This window comes from Halobellus sp. H-GB7 (assembly GCF_030848585.1).
Lineage (GTDB): Archaea > Halobacteriota > Halobacteria > Halobacteriales > Haloferacaceae > Haloquadratum > Haloquadratum inordinatus.
In genome coordinates, this window is record NZ_JAVDDW010000002.1 from 191,264 (window position 1) to 209,712 (window position 18,449).

An 18,449-nucleotide genomic window follows, 5' to 3' on the forward strand; every position below is an offset into this window, starting at 1 on the left:
CCGTCTCGCTTCTCCTACAACCAGTCCGCGAACGACCCGTCCAGCAGTGTCTCCCGCTGTTTCCGGACGTAGTCGCGCTGCATCTCCGCGACGGCGTCGGCGAATGAGTCGCCGTCGGCGAGGTACTCTCTGACCCGGTCGACCTTCCAGTCGGCCGGCGTCGTCTCGTGTTCGACGCGCGCACGGAGGGGGTCGACGTACTTCTCGGCCTCCGCTTCCGAGCAGCCAGCAGCGGTGAGCCCGTCGACCGCGTGTGCGAAGATGTCGTCGTAGACCGTCTCGGGGTCCATCGTCTCGACGCCGTCGTTACAGATCCACCGCTGGCCGCTGTCGAGCCCGTCCCGCATCGCCGCATAGAAGTTCTCCCTGGCGGTCGACCACGGCTGATCTGTCGCGGGGTGGCGACGTCGCGGGAGACTCTCCATCAGTCCGGCGAACGTCGCCTGGAACGCGATCGTGTCGCGGACGGTCGGCTGTGCCGCGATCGGTCGGAACTCGATGCGCGCGTTCGCCGAAGACCGCGACGCGCCGTCGAAGACTGGGCGGACCCAGCGCCAGTACGTGCCGTGCTTGCGACGGAGCGTGGCGAACTCGTCGTCGAAGCGATTGCCTTCGGGGACGGGCATCGGGACCATCGTCGCGTCGCTCGCGACTCGGTCGACCGCCTGCTCGACGGTATCGAGGTCCTCCGGGAAGCACACTTTCTTCACGTCCTCCGTGTTGAGGACGGATTCGAACACGAGGATTCGGTGTTCGGCGTAGCCGTCGGCGAGGATTTTCTGCGCGCCGACGTCGTCGTAGAGGTCCGGCGGGAAGAACGGGGAGTTGACGCCGAGCGCGAGGAGCGGTCCGGCGATCCGGAGCCCGTAGTTGAAGTACGTCGGGAGGTCGGCGGCGTGTGCGACCTGGTAGTGCGGCTGGATCGAGGTGATGAGTGACTCCGGCATCACGGTGTCGGCCGAGAGCGTGACGTTGGGCGCGTCGATCGTCAGCCGCTCGGGCGACGCCGGGCCGTTCGCCATCGCGTGATACCGGACCGAGCCGCTCATATTCGTCGCGATCCGGATGCCGTCGGCCTCGACGCTGTCGGTGAGGTACTCCCGGGCCGTCTCGCCGGCCGGCGGGATCGTCCACAGTCCGTCGCTCACGAGGCGAATTCCCTCTGCCCCGGTACAGTCGAGCGCCGCGCCCAGTCGCGCACGGACTTCCGATTCCTGCGCACGGAGGCCGTCGGGGTTCAGGGGCTGCGGACTGGTCGTCATCTCGGCGTTGTGGAGGCCGAGTTCCTTCTCGAAGCCGATGAGTTCGAGCAGCCGACGCGGCACGCGCATCAGCGCGTAGACGTCGGCGTCGTCGGAGGCCGCCCACCGGCCGTCGGCGACGGCGTAGAACTCGTACTCCAAGCCCACGATCGACTGGTGGTTGTCGAAGGTGCCCTCCCTGAGTTCGGACTTCACCACTTCGGCGTCCGTCCGCGCCTGCGCCTCGAACTCCTCGGGGTCGACGGCGAGCGCGTCCCGAACCGACGCCGCCAAGTCCTCAGTCATAGCCCACCCTGGGCGGGCGGACGGCTTCAAACCCGTGGCTTCCAGCGAGAACCGGCGCCGAAATTTTCGTCCCGAGTCGGCGGACTCTTGTCGGCGTGGCGGCTACGCTCGCCCGATGCAGTTCGCCGAGTTCGCCGCACGCGCTGCCGAAATCGAAGACGAGCCGGGGGATCTAGCGACAGTCGACCACGTTTGTGACCTCCTCGGCGACGCCGGCACGGACCTCCCGGTGGTCGTCCGCTTCCTCCAGGGTCGGGTGTTCCCCGCCTGGGACGCGACGACGCTCGATATCGGTCCGGCACTCCTCCACGAAGCGATCGCTCGCGCCGCGGGGCAGAACGTCGACGCCGACGACGTCGAGGCGAAACTCGCTGACGTCGGTGAGATCGGCGCGGTCGCGGCGACCTACGAGTTCGGCGGCCAGCGCGGTCTCAGCGCGTTTTCCGGTAGCGGGCCAGACGAGTTGACCGTCGCAGAAGTCGACGAGCAACTCCGCGAGATCGCGGCGACGATCGGCGAGGGCAGCGAGCGCCGGCGACTCGATACGCTGTTCGGGCTGTTCAACCGGGCCTCCGCCTCCGAGGCGAAGTTCCTCGCCCGGTTGGTCCTCGGCGAGATGCGGATCGGCGTCGGCGAAGGAACAGTCCGGGACGCCATCGCCGAGGCGTTCCTCGATATCGACGTAGAGGACACAAACGCGGACGGGAAAGAGAACGGGGACGCAAATGCCGATATAGACGCGGACGAACAGGTGGATGCCGACGGAGACACAGACGCGGACCCGGACGACCCGGATGGCGCAGGCCCTCCCGCCGAGAGCGGCACCCCCGACAGCGCGCGCGTCGACGGCGACGATACGGACGACCCCGTCGTCGCCGTCGAGCACGCCCTGCAAGTCTCGAACGACTACGGGATGGTCGCACGCGTCGCTCGCGAGTCGGGCCGCGAGGGCCTCGACGACGTCGGCCTCGAAGTCGGTCGCCCGGTGCAGGCGATGCTCGCGCAGGCCGGCAGCGCCACCGAGGCGATCGACGAGTGGGGCGAGGCGGTCGTCGAGACCAAGTTCGACGGCGCACGGGTCCAGGTCCACTACGACGGAGAGACGACCGCGCTCTTCTCGCGGAATATGGACGACGTGACCGACCCGCTCCCGGAGGTCGTAGAGTTCGTCGAGTCGGCGATCGACGTGCCGGTCGTCCTCGACGGCGAAGTGGTCGCGGTCGACGACGACGGCTCACCGCTCCCCTTTCAGGAGGTACTGCGGCGCTTCCGCCGGAAGTACGACGTCGAGCAGATGCGCGAGGAGGTCCGCGTCGAACTGCGCGCGTTCGACTGTCTGCACGCCGACGGCGGCGACCTGCTCGACGCGCCGCTGGTCGAGCGCCACGATCGACTCGCGGAACTGCTCGGCGACACCGACGCCGTCTCCGACATCAGCGTCGCGGCCGACCCCGACGAGGTCGCGACGGTCGAGGAAGCGGCCCTCGACGCGGGCCACGAGGGGATTATGCTGAAAGATCCCCAGTCGACGTACGCGCCGGGCAAGCGCGGCCGGAACTGGCTGAAGCGCAAGCCCGACGTGGAGACGCTGGATCTTGTCGTCACCGGCGCGGAGTGGGGCGAAGGCCGCCGGGCGAACCTCCTGGGGACGTTTCTGCTGTCGGCGCGGACGGACGGTGCAGACGACCGAGCCGACGACGGAACTGCCGGCGGCGACGCCTACGTCACACTCGGGAAAGTCGCGACCGGGATCACCGACGAGGAACTCGAATCCCTGACCGAACGGCTGACGCCGCACATCGAACACGAGGACGGCCAGACAGTCTCGGTCGAGCCAGCGGTCGTCTTCGAGGTCGGCTACGAGGAGATACAGCAGTCACCGACCTACTCGTCGGGCTACGCCCTCCGATTCCCGCGGTTCGTCGGCGTCCGCGAGGACAAGTCGCCGGCCGACGCCGACAGCCTCGATCGCGTGGAGCGACTGGCCGACGAGCAGTAATCGCGCGGTAGACGAACAGTAGTCGCGCGGCCGACGGACAGTCGTCACACAGCAGACGAACAGCCGTCGCGGTGGGCGGCCCTCAGCTGGTCGCTAGTCGCGCTGAGAAGCGTCGTCGCGGTCGCCCTCGATACTACTCCGCGCTCCGCTCGGCGCGAGGTGGTTCACGCTCCCCGATCCGCCGATGGCTGCCGATCGCTCGATGGCGGCGCGAGTGAACGCGACACCCTGTTCGACGGCGTCGACGAGCGCACCGCCGTGAGCCAACCGCGCCGTGATCGCACTCGCGAGTGTGCACCCCGATCCGTGAGTTTGGGCGTTCTCGACCCGCTCGTGCTCGAACGTCGCCGTCGGGAGGCGGTCGCCCGCTCCCGAGTCTGCCTCGGTGTAGAGGACGTCGCGGACGATAGCACCGTCTTCGTCGCTCTCGTCGGCGTGTCCGTCCGCCGCCTCGCTCACGTGCCCGCCTTTGAACAGCACGGCGTCGGCCCCCCACTGGAAGAACTGCGCGGCGGCGGACGCCCGCGACTCGGGTGCATCCGGCCAGATTCCGGTGAGTACCTCGGTTTCGTCGGCGTTCGGCGTGACAAGGGTCGCGCGAGCGAACAACTCGGTGTAGGCGTCCACGGCGTCTGCAGCGAGGAGTCGATCGCCGGCGGTCGCGACCATCACGGGGTCGATCACGACGGGGCCGTCGTAGTCCGCGAGGCACTGATCAACCGTTCTGACGGCGTCCGCGGTCGCAAGCATCCCGAGTTTCACTGCGTCGACGTCGACGTCGCCCGCGACGGCGTCGAACTGCGCGCGGACGTCCTCGGGAGGGAGGACGTGGGTCGATTCGACGCCCTGCGTGTGCTGGGCGGTGACGGCGACGACGACGGAACCGCCGTACACGCCGAGTCGCGTCAGCGTCTTCAAATCGGCCTGAAGGCCCGCCCCGCCGCTGGAATCGCTCGACGCGATCGTGAGTGCGTAGGGAGGCCGCTGCGGATCTGCTCGGGTCATTCGTAATACGCCTTTGCGGTGGGCACGCGCGCGATGCGGTCCTTTGCATTCGAGAGTGACGTTGGATCGAGTCCAGCTATGGCATCTAGGAATGCGATCTCGTAGCTCGCTGGCCCCGCGTAGTCGCCGTACTCGCCTGCGGCCGCCGCTTCACCGGCGAGGCCGAACGCGACGGTGCCAGCCAGCGCCGCCGACAGTGGATCGTCGACCGCGCCGCAGAACGCGGCGAGCGTGCCGCCGAGGAGACAGCCGGTCCCGACGACCTCGCCCATCAGCGAGTGGCCGACGTCGACCTCGAACGCCGCCTCCTCGGAGGCCACGACGTCCGTCTTTCCCGAGGCGACGACGACCGCGTCTGTCTGGCGCGCACACGCTATCGCGGTCTCGGCGATGTCCGCGTGTTCGCCGGTGGATTCGACGCCGCGAACGTCGCTGTGCTCGCCCGCGAGGGCGGCGATCTCGCCGCGATTCCCCTTGATCACGTCGGCTGCGAGCTCGGTCGTCAAGCGCTCGGCAACGCGCGAGCGGGTCGGCGTCGCGCCGGCACCGACGGGGTCGACGACGAGGGCGGCCCCGTGCGCTGCCGCGGCGCGTCCAGCAGTCACCATCGCCTCCTCGCCGGCCTCGCTGACGGTGCCCATATTGAGCAGGCACGCCTGAGAGGCGGCGACCATCTCCTCGACTTCCCGGACGTCGTCGGACATCACCGGCAGGCCGCCCCAGTAGAGGATGACGTTCGCGACCGCGTTCACGGTCACGTCGTTCGTGATCGCGTTGACCAACGGCGTCGCCGCCTCGACTGCGGCGAGCGCCTCCTTGGGACCGACGGCCTCGCTCATCGCTGCTGCACCTCCGGGGACTCGGCGACCGACCGGACGCGCTGGCGCAACTGCCGAGTGGCCGCCTCGGGGTCGGCGGCGGCCGTGATCGCGGAGACGACCGCGACGCCCGCAGCACCCGCTTCGACCACCGGGGCGGCGTTTTCGGGCGTGATGCCACCGATCCCGACGATCGGAACGTCGACCGCGTCGGCGATCGCCGCGACGGTTTCGGTTCCGATCTCTGCGCTGTCGTCGTCGACGTCTTTCGTATCGGTCCCGTAGACGGCACCGACACCCAGGTAGTCCGCACCGGCCCGCTCCGCGTCGCGCGCCGCAGCGGGCGTCGAGACGGACCGGCCGACGATGGCCGCCGAACCGAGAACGTCGCGGGCGGCCGCAACCGGGAGGTCGTCGTCGCCGAGGTGGACTCCGTCGGCGTCGAGGGCAGCGGCCAGATCAACGCGGTCGTTCACGAGGAACGGCACGTCTGCTTCGCGCGTCCGCTCGCGGATCGCCTGGCCCAGTTCATAGCGCTGGCGAGCGCTCGCGTGCTTTTCGCGGAGTTGCACGACGTCGATGCCCCCTTCGATAGCGGCGTCGACGACCTCGACCGTAGACCGGCCAGCGGCCCGGTCCCCCTGGGTGACGAGATACGTCTGGAGGGATAGTTCGGTCTGAGTGCGTTCTACACCGAGTGTCATTATCGGGTAGTACCATATGGTAATAGAATAAAAAGATTCTGTGACTTCTCGCTGGCCGGGTACAGCGCGTCCATAACGGCGCAGGGATAGACGCCGCTCACGGGGGTCAGAGCTCGTTCCGGAGGTCCGGCAGGATGTGAAAACTATAGTAACGTTTGCAAGTCTTCACTTACTCGATCGCACGACTGCGTGCGATCGGATGAGCAATCAGTTGCAAACGCTACTATAGCTACTCGGCGGTTCCGTCAGCCTCGTAGACTTCGATATCGTCGACTGTGATCACGACCGGGTGGCCCCAGATGATTGTCGACAACGCCACGTCGTCACGGGCCGATTCGAACAGCGCGTCGAGGGCATCGAGGTCGATCCACTCGTAGAGCGGATCGCGTCCCGAGAGGTCGACATCGAGCGGCGTCGTCGCGAATGCCGAGACGATGGCGTCGACGAAGTTTTCGTCACCGTCGCGGGCGTACGTGACCACCGGCGCAGAATCCGTGAGTTCGGCCATCGTGGTGCCTCGCTTGGTGGTACTCATACGTTGCTCCATCGCGTCGGGCCATAAAAAGACAACCGCTCGAATATCGCTTTCGATATTTCACACCCCGGATCCCGAACTCGGTCACGCAGGAGTTCGATCGACCGAGAACGCGAGTGGGGCCGATCTTACAGCACGCCCATCGACGAGAGGCGCTCGGGAAGGTACGTCTCAGTGACGAAATCGAGCCCGCGAGCGGCGAGGGCCTGCTGTTCGGCCTTCTTTTCGAGGTCGAGCTGCAGTTCGATCTGCTCGGTCCAGTAGTCGCTCTGGAAGCGCGGGTCCTCCAGTTCGGATTCGAGGGCGTTGATGTCGGAGTCTGCCAGCGGATCGGTCGGGAGGTCGTACTCGACGATGTCCTCCGGTTGGATTCCCACGAACCGCGCCTCCGGCGTCGCGAGGTACTCCGAGAGGTGCGCGGACTTGATCGAGCCGTAGGCGACCGAGCCGTAGATCCGGTAGGACCACGGGTCGCCGTCTGTGAACACCACGACCGGCAGGTCGAGTTCGTCGTGGAGTCGCTTCGTGATCCGACGCGTCGCTCGCGCGGGCTGGCCCTTCAGGTGAACGACCAGGCAGTTGTACTCGTCGTCGAAGCCGTTCTCCACCAGACGGTCGCGCATCCCACCGGTCTCCACGCAGAGGACGAAGTCGATGTCGTGATCGAGGAAGTCGATCGTGTCGGGGTTGTTCGGGATCTGGTAGCCGCCCTCGCCGACGTCCTTCTGACAGTGGATCTCGCGCTCGCCGCGGCGGGTCTGCTCTCGAAGCTCCAGCGGCCCCATAAGCGTCGCCCCCGACTCCTCGGGCCGCATGTGGAAGTCCTCGCGGGTGACTTCCGAGACGATTTCGAGGTCTTCGACCAGTTGGTTCGACTCGTCTTGGCTCTTGAACTGAGCCTCCTCGTTGTCCCACGACTCAGAGAGGTAGTACAGCTCACGCAGCGTCGAGGAGCGATCCTCCTCTAACTGATTGACGAGGAACTCGATCGTATACGACGCCTTCAGCAACTTTCGGGCGCCGCGGACGCTGTTGGCCGTGCGGGTCGACGTTCGGTCGCCGTAGACCCACACGTTCGAGTCCTCGTCGAAGACGATGTTCGATTTCGTCCGCGTGGGGATGTCCATATGCGGTACCTCGCCCGCCGCGAACTGGTCGTAGAACTCCGCGGCGAGGTCGACGAGGCGTTCCTGTGCGAGTTCGTCGTCCTGTTTCGTGCTCATAGTAGCTTAGGCGTTGATCGTCAGTTTCTCGTTCTCGACGCCGTCGACGTCGACGTCGAACGACGCGTCTCCCGAAACCGTGTATGTCAGTTCGACCGACTCGCCCGCCGGCACCGACGGCTCCCAGGAGACGAACCACTCGCCGTCGAGGTCGACGACGCTGGCGTCCTCGGGGAGGTTCGACGGCTCCGCGGAAAGGATGTCGGTGATCTCCGGTTCTTCGGTCCGGTCGGAGTGGTTCTCGACGACGAGCGTGACGGTGTCGCCGTCGACCTCGCGCTCGACGCTCACGTTGTTCATAATCCGGGCGAGCGCGCCGTCGATGTTCGGCCGCGGCCGGCCCGTGACCTCCGAGAGCTTGTCGGCCATCTCGGGCAGAATCCGTCCGAGAACGTCCTGTTTCTTCCGGCGTTTCTGCATCGAGCGCCGCTTGTTGAGGTAGGATTTGAGGTCGCGGGCGGCCTCTCTGATGGCGAGTTCGATCTCGTCTTCGATCTCGGGGATGTTCGCGATGGCGTCTTTCGACTCACTCGTGAACGGCACGTTCGTCGAAGCGACGTGGATCATAATCACCGCCGGGCCGTTCGGCATCCCGGAGCCGCCGGGCTGGTCGAGTCCGTAGTTGCGCCAGCCGATGGTCTTCACTACGTCGGTCGTCGCACACGCCCCGCGCTGGTAGACCAGCGGGACGCGGTTCGCAAAGCGGAGCAGGTCGACCGTTCCGTCCTGGAGCTCTCCGCCGTAGGCGATGCCGGCTTCGACGATGAAGGGGTCGCCGCCGTGGACCTCTGCATCGCGGGTCGCCGCCGCGTAGAAGTCGGCGTCGAACTCCTTTTTCAGGCCCGCCTCGACGAGTTCGGCCGTGATCGGCGAGAGGCAGTTCGTCGGCGGTGCGAGGATGTCGGTCTCACGCATCGCCTCCAACAACTCGGAGGCGACGTCGCGGTCGTCGGCGATCGCTCGCACTTTCGGAACCTCGTCGGGGACGGTACGCATCGCGGTCCAGACGACATCGACGACGTTCTCGCGGGCGGTGTCGCCGAACGAGACGTCCTCGGAGACCAGCCGATCCGCCGAGCGGTCGACGTAGTCGCAGAGTTCTGCGTACGTGGCGCGGTGGCGGGGGTCGCCGCCACTGTCGAATTTGTCGGCCAGCCGATCGGCCAGCCCGGAGACGGTCGCGTCGTCTTTCCGGGTGCTCGTGGCGTCGTCGACGAGCGGATAGAGGTCGGCTTCGAGGTCCGAGGTGAGGACGTCCCACGCGGCCTCGACGGCGTTCTCTCGGACTGTGCTCCCGAACGTCGCCCCGAACTCCTCACCGACGTCGTCGGCGACGGTGTCGACGATGTCCGTGAGCTCTGCGTGCGTCGTCCGCTCGCGCGAGGTGAGCGTGTCGGCGACGCGTGCGGCGAACGTCGCGGTCGCCTCCGCGCCCTTGTTGGCGACGGCGTCGTCGATCGCGTCTTCGAGCGACGTCTCGGGGTCCCGCGGCGCGGCCCAGCCCATCTCGCGACCGAAGTGCCGATCCCGGAAGTTGTTCAGCACTTTTTCGGCCGTCTTCGCACCGACACGGGTGAACTCCTCCTGTAGGAAGCCCGACACCGAGTACGACTCGGTCGCGCCGAGCATCTTGATCAGCGTCCCGAGTTCGACGCCGTGGGGGTGCGGACGGATCTCCTCCGTCTCGGCCGGCAGATCCGCGCCCTCGACGCGCTCGTAGTGCCGCGGTTCGTCCAGTCCGGGCTCGTTGAGGACGAGCCGCGCGTGGGGGTTGACGACGGCCGTGTGCTTCACGTAGTCGTGGAGCTGCTGGCGCGCCCGCATATTCGCCTCCATCTCCATCTCGATGCGCGTGCCGTGCGTCGGTGAGAGGTCAGACTCGCCCGGTGCGCGTTCCTCGTCGACCTGGATCTCGGGCTCGTTGGTGTCGGTGTCGATGATGAGCTCGAAGTACTGGGCGGTTTCGGAGCGCTGGGTGCGAGAGGTGATCTTCGCCGGCTTCCCGGAGGTCAACTGCGAGTACAGCACCGCCGCGGAGATTCCGATTCCCTGCTGTCCGCGTGACTGTTCGCGGGCGTGGAAGCGCGACCCGTAGAGCAGTTTCCCGAAGACTTTCGGGATCTGTTCGCGCGTGATACCCGGTCCGTTGTCCTCGACGATCAGAGTGTAGTAGTCGCCGGATTCGCGGATTTCGATCGAGATGTCGGGCTTGATGCCGGCTTCCTCGGTGGCGTCGAGGGCGTTGTCGACCGCCTCCTTGACGGCGGTGACGAGCCCTCTCGCGCCCGAGTCGAAGCCGAGCATATGTTTGTTCTTCTCGAAGAACTCGGCGATCGAGATCGCGCGCTGGCCTTCCGCCAGCTCCTCGGCGATCCCGCCTCCTTCCTCCTCGCCGAGCGTCGACTGAAACGAGGTCATTCTGTGGACTGTCGTACCCAACGAACGGTTAAGAAGGGTTCGGCAGCGGGGTGAAAGTGAAACGGTCGAGACACTGCCGCGAGGGCGGTCGCACACGCGGAAAATCGGGGAACGACCCCGTTGGGACGGACCGCCGGCTCAGGAGTGGCCACCGCGCACGCGGCCGAAAGAAGAAATGTATCGTAAGGAGCGGACCGGAGCAGATCGGATTACTCGACGTCGATCGATTCTATTTCGATGTCTTTGACGGGCTTGTCGTTGCTATCGGTCGGGACGTTACCGATCTCCTCGACGACGTCCATTCCCTCGACGACGTGGCCGAAGACCGCGTGGCGGCCGTCGAGATGCGGCTGGGCGTCGAGCGTGATGAAGAACTGCGAGCCGTTCGTGTTCGGGCCGCGGTTGGCCATCGAGAGGACGCCCGCGCCGTCGTGGTTCAGGTCCTCGTGGAACTCGTCGTCGAAGGTGTAGCCGGGGCCGCCGCGGCCCGTTCCTTCGGGGTCGCCGCCCTGGATCATGAAGCCGTCGATGATCCGATGGAAGATCGTTCCCTCGTAGAGGGAGTCCGTGCGAGTCTCGCCCGTCTCGGGGTCGCTCCACTCCTTCTCGCCGGTCGCGAGACCGAGGAAGTTCTCGACCGTACGGGGCGCGCGCTGCTCGAACAGTTCGAGCGTGATGTCGCCCGTCGTTGTGTGCAGCGTCACGACCGGGTTCTCGGGGTTCTCCAGTTCGGAGTCGTCGACCATACCCACGAGAGGAGCGACTGATACAAAACGGTGTCCTCTCAGTCTGATCCGGGAAGACGTCACTCCGCGAGCGGCCCGTCGGGGACCGCGCTCACGTGCATCCCGACGAACAGCCACTCGTTCCCCTCCCGTTCGAGCGTCCCGCTCCACCGACTGTCGAAGTCGTACTCGCGGTCCGCCGCGACGTCGTGCCACGCCATCCGCACGTCGTCGGAGAACCACGCGTGATCGTCGCGTTCGACGACCCGGAGGTTCCGGCTCTCGGCGGTCCAGTCTGCGGTCGTCGCCGTCTGCTCGCGAAGTCCCGCTTCGATTTCCTCGTATCCGGTCAACCGCTCGGTAATCCCGAACTTCACGACGTCGGGGCAGTCTGCGAAGAATGGGTACAGCGGCTCTCCGTTCCGCAGCGCCTCGTAGTACTCGCGGATGCGTGCCTCGGCAGTCGTCTCGGCGGCCATATCGGAAACAACGCGCGTGCGAGAAAAACACCTGTCGGCGGTCGAGAAGTGAACTGCCGACTGTCGAAAGGGGAACCGACGCCCAAACTGCGCTCAGAACGCGCGGAGATCTTCGAGGACGGCTTCCGCCGCGCCCGAGTCGATGCTCTCGCGGGCCATCTCGAGTCCCTCATCGAGCGTCTCGGCGTCTTCGCGGGCGTAGATTCGGAACGCGGCGTTGAGCGCGACGGCGTCCGCGAAGTGGTCCTCGCGCTCGCCCGCGAGGATCTCCTCGGTCAACCGGGCAGAGTCGCCGGCGACGTCGTCGGGGTCGACTTCGAGGTCCTCGTACTCGAAGTCCATCCCGTACTCCGGCGTCTCGATCTCGTAGTCGCGGAACTCGCCGTCGGTCCACTCGCCGACCTTCGTGTAACCCGGCCGGATGTCGTCGTAGCCCTCCATCCCCTGGAACATCACGACGCGGTGGGGGCTCTGAGACTCCATCTGCTCGAAGGTGTCCGTGATCTTCTTCGCGAACGCGAGGTGGTAGAACGAGCCGAGGTGGACGTCGGTCTTCGCGGGGTTCGCGATCGTCTCGACGGTGTTGACGAACGTGCGGACGCCCATCTGGTCGCGGCGCTCCCACAGCGCGTGGACGCGCGGGGCGAACTCGGGCTGGTAGTAGAAACCGAAGCCGGTCTCGTCGACCATCTCGGCGCTCTCGTTGGGAACGAGTTCGGTACGGACGCCGAGTTCGTCGAGGACGTGCTTGTAGGCGTCCTGCTTCTGCGTCGGCACCCGGTCGCCCGAGTGGGCGACGACGGGCGTGCCCGCGCCGGCGGCGACGATGCCAGCGGCGGCACCGAGGATGGCGGTGTCGCCCTTGCCGTCGTAGTTCGCGCCGCAGTCGACCGGGTCGGCGTCGGGTTCGGCGTAGACGACGTCCGCCGCGATTACGTCCGCGTAGGCGGCGAGTTCCTCCGCGTTGTTGTGCTTCCAGCGGTTCGCGAGCCAGAACGCGCCGAGCGTCGTGTGGTCGGGTTCGCCGGCGAGGATCCGCTGCATCGCCTCGGTCGCCTGCTCGCGCGTCATATCCTCGGCGGATTTGACGCCCGTGCCGACGACTTCGGTCATCAGTCGTTTCAACGGCCACTCCCCGAATTCGGCGGTTTCCGACGCTTTTGCCATACGTTCCCGTTGGAATGCGAGCATCAAAAGTGGACCGTTCGGTTCTCACGCAGCGGGTGCGAGCAGTCAGTGCGACCCACTCGCCGGAGGCCGAAATTGGTACGTTCGTGCGGGCCGAAGCGTCCCCAATGAGCGCACTGGAAGACGACTGGCGCGCCGACCTCGACGACGTGGACGCCGCGCTCGTCGACGAGTACCAGAGCGGCTTTCCCGTCGTCGAGCGGCCGTTCCGCGTCGTCGGCGACGCACTCGGTATCGGCGAGACCGAGGCCCTCGATCGGGTCCGAGACCTCCGCGAGCGAGGCATCTTTCGGCGGTTCGGAGCCGTTCTGAACCCCCCCGTCATCGGCAGTTCGACGCTTGCAGCCGTCTCCGCACCCGAGGACCGGTTCGACGAGGTCGCCGAGGTGATCAACGGCTACCGGCAGGTGAATCACAACTACCGCCGCGAGCACGAGTGGAATATGTGGTTCGTCGTCACCGCCGCCTCCCGAGAGAAGCGCGACGCGATCTTAGAGGAGATCGAAGAGCGGACGGGCTGTGCGGTGCTGAACCTCCCGATGCTCACGGACTACTACATCGACCTGGAGTTCCCCGTCGTCAACGACGACGCCTTCGCCCGCGAGAGCGTTGCATCGACGGACGCGTCGGCGACGCGGATCTCCGAGGAGGCCGTCGGCGGACTCTCGAAACTGGAGGCGGACCTCCTAGTCGAGATTCAGGACGGCTTTCCGCTCTCGGCGACGCCGTACCGCGACGTCGCAGACGCCATCGACGCCGACGTCGACGCGGTCGTCGAGGCGATCGAGCGGCTGCTGGAGGACGGGTGTATCAAACGGATCGGCTGCGTCGTCAACCACGTCGTCACCGGCTTCGATTCGAACTGTATGGTCGTCTGGAACGTCCCCGACGACGAACTCGACGAGCGGGGCGAGGCCGTCGGCGAACTCCCGTTCGTCACGCTCTGTTATCACCGCCCGCGACGCCCCGAACAGGACTGGGAGTACAACCTCTTCACGATGATCCACGGCCGGGAAGGCGACGTCGTCGACGCGAAGATCGACGAACTCGCGAGCGAGCACCTCCCGTTCGAGCACGAGCGTCTCTACTCGACGGAGACGCTGAAACAGACCGGCGCGCGCTACGACGAACTCGTGAGCGCCGACGACGAGTAGCGGCTGTCGCGCGGGGAAAAGCGCAGCGAGAAGGCTAGGTTGCAGCCCGGATCGACTAGCCCACTGTCAGTCGCCTACCGCGAGAGCGGCGAGACGCGGTAGAGCATCCGCGCGGCCCCGAGCACGCCCGTCTTCGCGAGTGATCCGCTCCGGTAGGCACCATACTTGGCGTAGAAACTGCTCTTTCGAACGCCGGCCCCGGCGTAGTGGCGCGCGGAGGTCGGCATCGGCGTCCGCCGGCCCTCGACGCCGGTTGCGCCGTCGCGGATCGCATCGAGTACGACGTCGGTCGTCAGTTCCGCGCGGTCGACATCTTCGAGTTCGATTTCGGTGTACGCGCGGCCGACGTACCCGACCTTGTGCGCGTCGCTGCCGGCGACGCCCGGATAGCCGTACGCGTCCGCGTAACGGCGTGCACGCCGGTTCTTCCACCCAGTGAACGCCCAGGAGTTGAACACCTCGATGGCGTCGGGGTCGACGCCGCGGAGCCGCCGCTTCCGGACGCCGTGCCGACTCCGCTGGAAGGGGTGCGGGACGATCGCGACCCCGTCTCGCTCGCGGACCCACGCCACTGTCTCGGCCATCGGCGCGCGGCGCGGCGGCATCTCCTCGACGCCGAGCGCGAGCAGGTGGCCGTCCGCGGTCGACACTTCGACACCGGGGATCCCGACGAGCCCGTACATCGGCGCGAGTTCCGCCGCGCGTACGGATTCGTGGATGACGTCGTGGTCGGTAACGACGACGGCGTCGAGACCGATCTCGGCTGCCTGTTCTAACAGCAGCTCTGATGGATCTGCCCCGTCGTACGAGGCTTCCGAGTGGACGTGCGGGTCGATTCTGACGGTGAGCGACACAGGTGCCTGTTCGCTCCCCCCGCAGTAAAGCCTGTCTGCACGCGAGCAGTAAGCCGAGCGTGTGATTCGGATGGGTCCGCTTACGGTGTGTCTGACCCGATTCGCTCGCCCACGTCGTAGCCGTTCCAGAGCGCCCGTGGAACGCGGCCCTCGCCGGCGACCCAGTCCCCAGCGACGTAGAGTCCGGCGTCTTCGGTGAGACGAACGGCGTCGGCGTCGAGACTCGCGTCCGGAAGCGCGTAGCGCCACCCCTGGTCGTCGACCCAGTCGGGGTCGGCGTAGCGATCGTCGTTGAGCAGCGTCGCGACGCGGTCTGCGACCCCCGGTTCGACGTCCGAGAGCGGATCGTCGTAGTGGGTGGTCGACCACTCGGGCCCCATCTGGACGATCAGCAGGCTCTCCCCGTCGGGGACGTGACCTTCCTTGCACTCCTCGCGCGACAGCCAGCCGATCGCGTGTTCCTTGTCGGGGTTCACCAGCCCGTACCACGGGTAGGAGTCACGAAACGGATAGTGAAAGACGAGCGTTCGAACCGTCCGGTAGGGGACGGCGCTGACGGCATCGACGAGCGAATCGAGTCGGTCGTCGTCCCAGTCGGTCCCGCGCAGCAGGTCGGCGGTCTGTGGGGCCGGTGGTGTCAGGAGGAGCGCATCGAACGGGCCGTACCGGTCGCCGTCGGTGTCGGTGAGCGTCCAGCTCGCGGCATCGTCGTCAACGCGCTTGCCCTCCTCGCGAGCGACCTCGGCGATCCGGGTCCGCCGGTGGACGGTCGCGTCGGTCGCCGCGAGCAGGCGCTTCGCCAACTGCGTGATCCCCTCTGTCCACGTCCACTTCGTCGACTCCCGGTCGCCCGCAGTAATCTCGCCCGCGGCATCGAACGTCCAGACCGGCTCGTAGATCTCGACGAGGCCCTCTGTCCCGAGTTCCGGGAGTAACGCGGCGGTCCGTTCGTCGGCTTCCGTGACGTAGTTCGCGCCGTGATCGTACCGACAGCCGTTCTTGCGGCGGGTCGCCGCCCGCCCGCAGACGCCGCCGCTCTTCTCGACGATGGTCACGTCGACATCGGCGTCGCGGAGGGCGTACGCCGCGCCAGCGCCCGCTGCGCCCGCACCGACGATACCGAGTCGCGTGGGCGAATCGGCCGAAGAATCCACTCGATCAGTCACAGTGGCTCCACGGAGGGAACGGGCTTTACCGTTCGGGCCGACCCGAGCCACTGGTGACCGAGAGCGGTCCGTAACTACTTGACTGCGGCCGCCCCCGATGATCGTATGGAGTACGACGCGATCATCTTCGACAACGACGGCGTCCTATAGTAGCGTTTGCAAGTCTTCACGCACCGAATCGCACGCAGTCGTGCGATTGGCTGTGTAATCAGTTGCAAACGCTACGATAGTCGAACCCGTCACTCTCGATCTGCTCACTGCGGCGGCGCGCGACGCATTCGCGGCCGTCGGCGTCGACGACCCCGACCCCGAACACGTAGATGCGATCTCCTACGGCGTCTCCCCGGAAACCGTAGAGACGGTGTGTCGGGCCTACGATCTCGATCCCGACGGCTTCTGGACGGCGCGCGACCGGACGGCGAGCGAGGCGCAGATCCAGTCGATGCGGCGCGGCGAGAAAGACACCTACGCCGACGTCGATGCGCTCGCGGCGATCGACACCCCGCGCGGGATCGTGAGCACGAACCAGCAGGCCACGATCGACTCGATCCTCGAGTATCACGACCTCGGAGCGCTGTTCGAGACGGCATACGGCCGCGAACCGACGGTCGAGAGCCTCCGTCGCAAGAAGCCCGCGCCGTACTACCTGGAGCGCGCGCTCGACGACCTCGACGCCGAGGCAGCGCTGTTTATCGGCGACAGCGAGAGCGACGTCGAAGCGGCGCACCGGGCGGGCGTCGATTCGGCGTTCATTCGCCGTGAACACCGCGCGGAGACGCTCCTCGGGACGGAACCGACGTACGAACTCGACTCGCTGTGGGATCTTCACGACGTCGGCGGCGTGCCGCTCGCGCCGGACGGACCGGCGAGAGGAGGACTCTCAGTCGACGAGGACGCGTGACCCCGGCCGACCGGCGGTAGGAGGCGGTTACAGCAGCGGAGGCGGGCGATTGCGACGAACAGGATTATACGCTCTGAAAATCGCCCCGGAACCGTTATACGGGAGTCCATAGAGGCCAACATATGCGGATACCGAGTGGGGTCAGCGGCTTCGATCACCTGATTCAGGGCGGGTTTCTCCCGGGCCGGTTGTACGTCCTCTCCGGACCACCGGGAAGTGGCAAGACGACGTTCACCGCCCAGTTCGTCGCCGAGGGGCTGAGAAACGGGGAGAACAGTCTGTACGTCACGATGCACGAGTCCCGCGAGGAACTCGTCGACGATATGTCGAACTTCGAGTTCGGCTTCGAGACGCTCACGGCCTCCGAGCAGTTCCGGTTCGTCAATATGGCGAGCAAGCAGGGCAAGCGGCTCCTCAATCAGTTCTCTCAGAGCGGAAATCCTTCGAGCGTCCAGAGCCTGACGGACAAGATCGTCGCCTTCGTCAACTCCCGGGACGTCGACCGACTCGTCATCGACTCGACGATGCTCTTAGAGCTCTTCTTCGCCGACGGCGACGAGGAGATGACGCGCTTTCTGACGGCACTCAAAGACTGTGAAGCGACGACGCTTCTCATCTCCGAGATGACCGACCCGAGCGCGTACTCCGACGAACACTACCTCGCGCACGGCGTCATCTTCTTCCACAACTACCTCGAAGCGACAGGAATGACGCGGGGAATCCAGGTGGTAAAGATGCGCGGTACAGACATCGACTGCGACATCCGATCGCTGCGGTTCACCGACGAGGGGATCGTGGTCGACCCCACGAAACGAGTGGACTTTTGAGATGTACGAACGCGCCTTCGACACCGACTGGGAGACGCTCTCGGGAGAGGGGGCCATCCGTCGAACGTACGCACTCGGCATCGCCGCGGAACTCGGCTACCGGAACGCCGAGGAGCGCGAGCGGATCCGGGCGCTCGCGTCGAACGCCTACGAGCGGAGCGTCCTCGATCTGGCCTTCGAGGAAGGAAAACGCCAGGTGCAGGACGTCCGCCCACACCACGAGTCCGACGAGGACACCTGGGAGGCGCTCATCGAGAGCGCGGAGTCGCCGTCGCCGCCGCCGGAGTCGCTGACGGTCGAGGACCGCCCGGCGGAGATTCCCGACGCGGTCGATCGGCCGCCCCTGCTCGACGGCTTCGACGCGGGCGATCTCGAACGGCTCAAATTCCCCTCGCTTCTCCGACGCGACGAGGAGTGATCGCGGGGAAGGCCGCCGGGCGTCCACGGGGCGAAGTTCTTGACGCTCGGGTCCCAACCGTTGGTATGGCGAACGACGCAACCGACGACCTCCCGGAATCGGACGCCGAGTGGCGCGACCGTCTCACGGACGAAGAGTACGAGATTCTGCGCGAGCGCGGGACCGAACCGAAATTCAGCGGCGAGTATCTCGACCGCGACGACGACGGGACGTACCGCTGTGCTGGCTGTGGCGCCGCCCTCTTCGATAGCGAGACCAAGTATCACTCCGGCTCTGGCTGGCCGGCGTTCTTCGAAGCCGCCGAGGGCGCGATCGAGACGCGAACGGACACGCGACACGGGATGCGTCGCGTCGAGGTGCTGTGTCGCAACTGCGGCGGCCACCTGGGGCACGTCTTCGAGGACGGCCCGGAGCCGACCGGCAAGCGTTACTGCATCAACTCGGCCGCACTCGATTTCGACCCCGAGGAGTAACCCGCGGCGCGAGGG

18 protein-coding genes are annotated in these 18,449 nt (G+C 66.5%); 6 read left to right on the forward strand and 12 right to left on the reverse strand.

Annotated elements, in window-relative coordinates:
* Positions 1-14: 14 nt before the first annotated feature.
* On the reverse strand, positions 15-1,547 hold the full coding sequence (locus RBH22_RS05920) for a hypothetical protein (RefSeq protein ID WP_306676850.1): 1,533 nt from the start codon (positions 1,545-1,547) through the stop codon (positions 15-17).
* 115 nt (positions 1,548-1,662) lie between these two features.
* Between RBH22_RS05920 and ligA the strand changes: the two genes are divergently transcribed.
* Positions 1,663-3,546, forward strand: a complete 1,884-nt coding sequence (gene ligA, locus RBH22_RS05925) for an ATP-dependent DNA ligase LigA (protein ID WP_306676851.1) — start codon at positions 1,663-1,665, stop codon at positions 3,544-3,546.
* Positions 3,547-3,639: 93 nt separating this feature from the next.
* Here ligA and thiD read toward each other — a convergent pair whose 3' ends face one another.
* The 9 genes from thiD to RBH22_RS05970 all read right to left on the reverse strand — a co-directional run bounded on the left by thiD (position 3,640) and on the right by RBH22_RS05970 (position 12,620).
* On the reverse strand, positions 3,640-4,551 hold the full coding sequence (gene thiD, locus RBH22_RS05930) for a bifunctional hydroxymethylpyrimidine kinase/phosphomethylpyrimidine kinase (protein ID WP_306676852.1): 912 nt from the start codon (positions 4,549-4,551) through the stop codon (positions 3,640-3,642).
* On the reverse strand, positions 4,548-5,390 hold the full coding sequence (gene thiM / locus RBH22_RS05935) for a hydroxyethylthiazole kinase (RefSeq protein WP_306676854.1): 843 nt from the start codon (positions 5,388-5,390) through the stop codon (positions 4,548-4,550). Before thiM ends, thiD begins: the two co-directional genes overlap by 4 nt.
* The gene (thiE, locus tag RBH22_RS05940) at positions 5,387-6,073 is read right to left on the reverse strand and encodes a thiamine phosphate synthase (protein ID WP_256289878.1); all 687 of its coding nucleotides are present in this window, start codon (positions 6,071-6,073) and stop codon (positions 5,387-5,389) included. The genes thiM and thiE overlap by 4 nt, the downstream gene beginning before the upstream one ends.
* 229 nt (positions 6,074-6,302) lie before the next feature.
* Positions 6,303-6,608: a HalOD1 output domain-containing protein gene (locus RBH22_RS05945; RefSeq protein ID WP_256289880.1), complete on the reverse strand. Its 306-nt coding sequence runs from the start codon at positions 6,606-6,608 to the stop codon at positions 6,303-6,305.
* Between the two features lie 128 nt (positions 6,609-6,736).
* Entirely contained in the window at positions 6,737-7,831 is a 1,095-nt protein-coding gene (locus tag RBH22_RS05950) for a DNA topoisomerase IV subunit A (protein ID WP_256289881.1), read from the reverse strand.
* Positions 7,832-7,837: 6 nt separating this feature from the next.
* Entirely contained in the window at positions 7,838-10,249 is a 2,412-nt protein-coding gene (locus RBH22_RS05955) for a DNA topoisomerase VI subunit B (protein ID WP_306676855.1), read from the reverse strand.
* Positions 10,250-10,458: 209 nt separating this feature from the next.
* Positions 10,459-10,995, reverse strand: a complete 537-nt coding sequence (locus tag RBH22_RS05960) for a peptidylprolyl isomerase (RefSeq protein WP_256545265.1) — start codon at positions 10,993-10,995, stop codon at positions 10,459-10,461.
* A 59-nt stretch (positions 10,996-11,054) separates the two neighbouring features.
* Positions 11,055-11,453, reverse strand: coding sequence for a nuclear transport factor 2 family protein (locus tag RBH22_RS05965; protein WP_306676856.1), 399 nt, complete (start codon positions 11,451-11,453; stop codon positions 11,055-11,057).
* 93 nt (positions 11,454-11,546) lie between these two features.
* A complete protein-coding gene (locus RBH22_RS05970; protein WP_306676857.1) occupies positions 11,547-12,620 on the reverse strand; it encodes an anthranilate phosphoribosyltransferase in 1,074 nt (357 codons plus the stop codon).
* Positions 12,621-12,748: 128 nt separating this feature from the next.
* Between RBH22_RS05970 and RBH22_RS05975 the strand changes: the two genes are divergently transcribed.
* Entirely contained in the window at positions 12,749-13,795 is a 1,047-nt protein-coding gene (locus RBH22_RS05975; RefSeq protein ID WP_256289886.1) for an Lrp/AsnC family transcriptional regulator, read from the forward strand.
* 74 nt (positions 13,796-13,869) lie between these two features.
* On the opposite strand, the gene RBH22_RS05980 is transcribed toward RBH22_RS05975, so the two are convergent.
* Together RBH22_RS05980 and RBH22_RS05985 are read right to left on the reverse strand one after the other, a co-directional pair.
* A complete protein-coding gene (locus RBH22_RS05980) occupies positions 13,870-14,649 on the reverse strand; it encodes a PHP domain-containing protein (RefSeq protein WP_256545269.1) in 780 nt (259 codons plus the stop codon).
* Between the two features lie 80 nt (positions 14,650-14,729).
* Entirely contained in the window at positions 14,730-15,815 is a 1,086-nt protein-coding gene (locus RBH22_RS05985; RefSeq protein ID WP_306676858.1) for an FAD-dependent oxidoreductase, read from the reverse strand.
* A gap of 250 nt (positions 15,816-16,065) precedes the next feature.
* Here RBH22_RS05985 and RBH22_RS05990 point away from each other — a divergent pair, with 250 nt between their 5' ends.
* The 4 genes from RBH22_RS05990 (at position 16,066) to msrB (ending at position 18,434) form a co-directional block, all read left to right on the forward strand.
* Positions 16,066-16,716 (forward strand): HAD-IA family hydrolase, encoded by a 651-nt coding sequence (locus RBH22_RS05990; RefSeq protein WP_343218154.1) that lies wholly within the window; start codon positions 16,066-16,068, stop codon positions 16,714-16,716.
* A gap of 122 nt (positions 16,717-16,838) precedes the next feature.
* Complete coding sequence (locus RBH22_RS05995; RefSeq protein ID WP_121570437.1) at positions 16,839-17,543, forward strand: ATPase domain-containing protein; 705 nt, start codon at positions 16,839-16,841, stop codon at positions 17,541-17,543.
* Position 17,544: 1 nt separating this feature from the next.
* Positions 17,545-17,961, forward strand: a complete 417-nt coding sequence (locus tag RBH22_RS06000; RefSeq protein ID WP_256545273.1) for a hypothetical protein — start codon at positions 17,545-17,547, stop codon at positions 17,959-17,961.
* 65 nt (positions 17,962-18,026) lie between these two features.
* Positions 18,027-18,434 (forward strand): peptide-methionine (R)-S-oxide reductase MsrB, encoded by a 408-nt coding sequence (msrB, locus tag RBH22_RS06005; RefSeq protein WP_256545274.1) that lies wholly within the window; start codon positions 18,027-18,029, stop codon positions 18,432-18,434.
* Positions 18,435-18,449 lie beyond the last annotated feature (15 nt).

Excerpts from the sequence above, each read along its gene's own strand:
- RBH22_RS05920 (WP_306676850.1), bottom strand. The coding sequence starts at position 1,547 with ATGACTGAGGACTTGGCGGCGTCGGTTCGGGACGCGCTCGCCGTCGAC.
- ligA (WP_306676851.1), top strand. The coding sequence starts at position 1,663 with ATGCAGTTCGCCGAGTTCGCCGCACGCGCTGCCGAAATCGAAGACGAG.
- thiD (WP_306676852.1), bottom strand. The coding sequence starts at position 4,551 with ATGACCCGAGCAGATCCGCAGCGGCCTCCCTACGCACTCACGATCGCG.
- thiM (WP_306676854.1), bottom strand. The coding sequence starts at position 5,390 with ATGAGCGAGGCCGTCGGTCCCAAGGAGGCGCTCGCCGCAGTCGAGGCG.
- thiE (WP_256289878.1), bottom strand. The coding sequence starts at position 6,073 with ATGACACTCGGTGTAGAACGCACTCAGACCGAACTATCCCTCCAGACG.
- RBH22_RS05945 (WP_256289880.1), bottom strand. The coding sequence starts at position 6,608 with ATGAGTACCACCAAGCGAGGCACCACGATGGCCGAACTCACGGATTCT.
- RBH22_RS05950 (WP_256289881.1), bottom strand. The coding sequence starts at position 7,831 with ATGAGCACGAAACAGGACGACGAACTCGCACAGGAACGCCTCGTCGAC.
- RBH22_RS05955 (WP_306676855.1), bottom strand. The coding sequence starts at position 10,249 with ATGACCTCGTTTCAGTCGACGCTCGGCGAGGAGGAAGGAGGCGGGATC.
- RBH22_RS05960 (WP_256545265.1), bottom strand. The coding sequence starts at position 10,995 with ATGGTCGACGACTCCGAACTGGAGAACCCCGAGAACCCGGTCGTGACG.
- RBH22_RS05965 (WP_306676856.1), bottom strand. The coding sequence starts at position 11,453 with ATGGCCGCCGAGACGACTGCCGAGGCACGCATCCGCGAGTACTACGAG.
- RBH22_RS05970 (WP_306676857.1), bottom strand. The coding sequence starts at position 12,620 with ATGGCAAAAGCGTCGGAAACCGCCGAATTCGGGGAGTGGCCGTTGAAA.
- RBH22_RS05975 (WP_256289886.1), top strand. The coding sequence starts at position 12,749 with ATGAGCGCACTGGAAGACGACTGGCGCGCCGACCTCGACGACGTGGAC.
- RBH22_RS05995 (WP_121570437.1), top strand. The coding sequence starts at position 16,839 with ATGCGGATACCGAGTGGGGTCAGCGGCTTCGATCACCTGATTCAGGGC.
- RBH22_RS06000 (WP_256545273.1), top strand. The coding sequence starts at position 17,545 with ATGTACGAACGCGCCTTCGACACCGACTGGGAGACGCTCTCGGGAGAG.
- msrB (WP_256545274.1), top strand. The coding sequence starts at position 18,027 with ATGGCGAACGACGCAACCGACGACCTCCCGGAATCGGACGCCGAGTGG.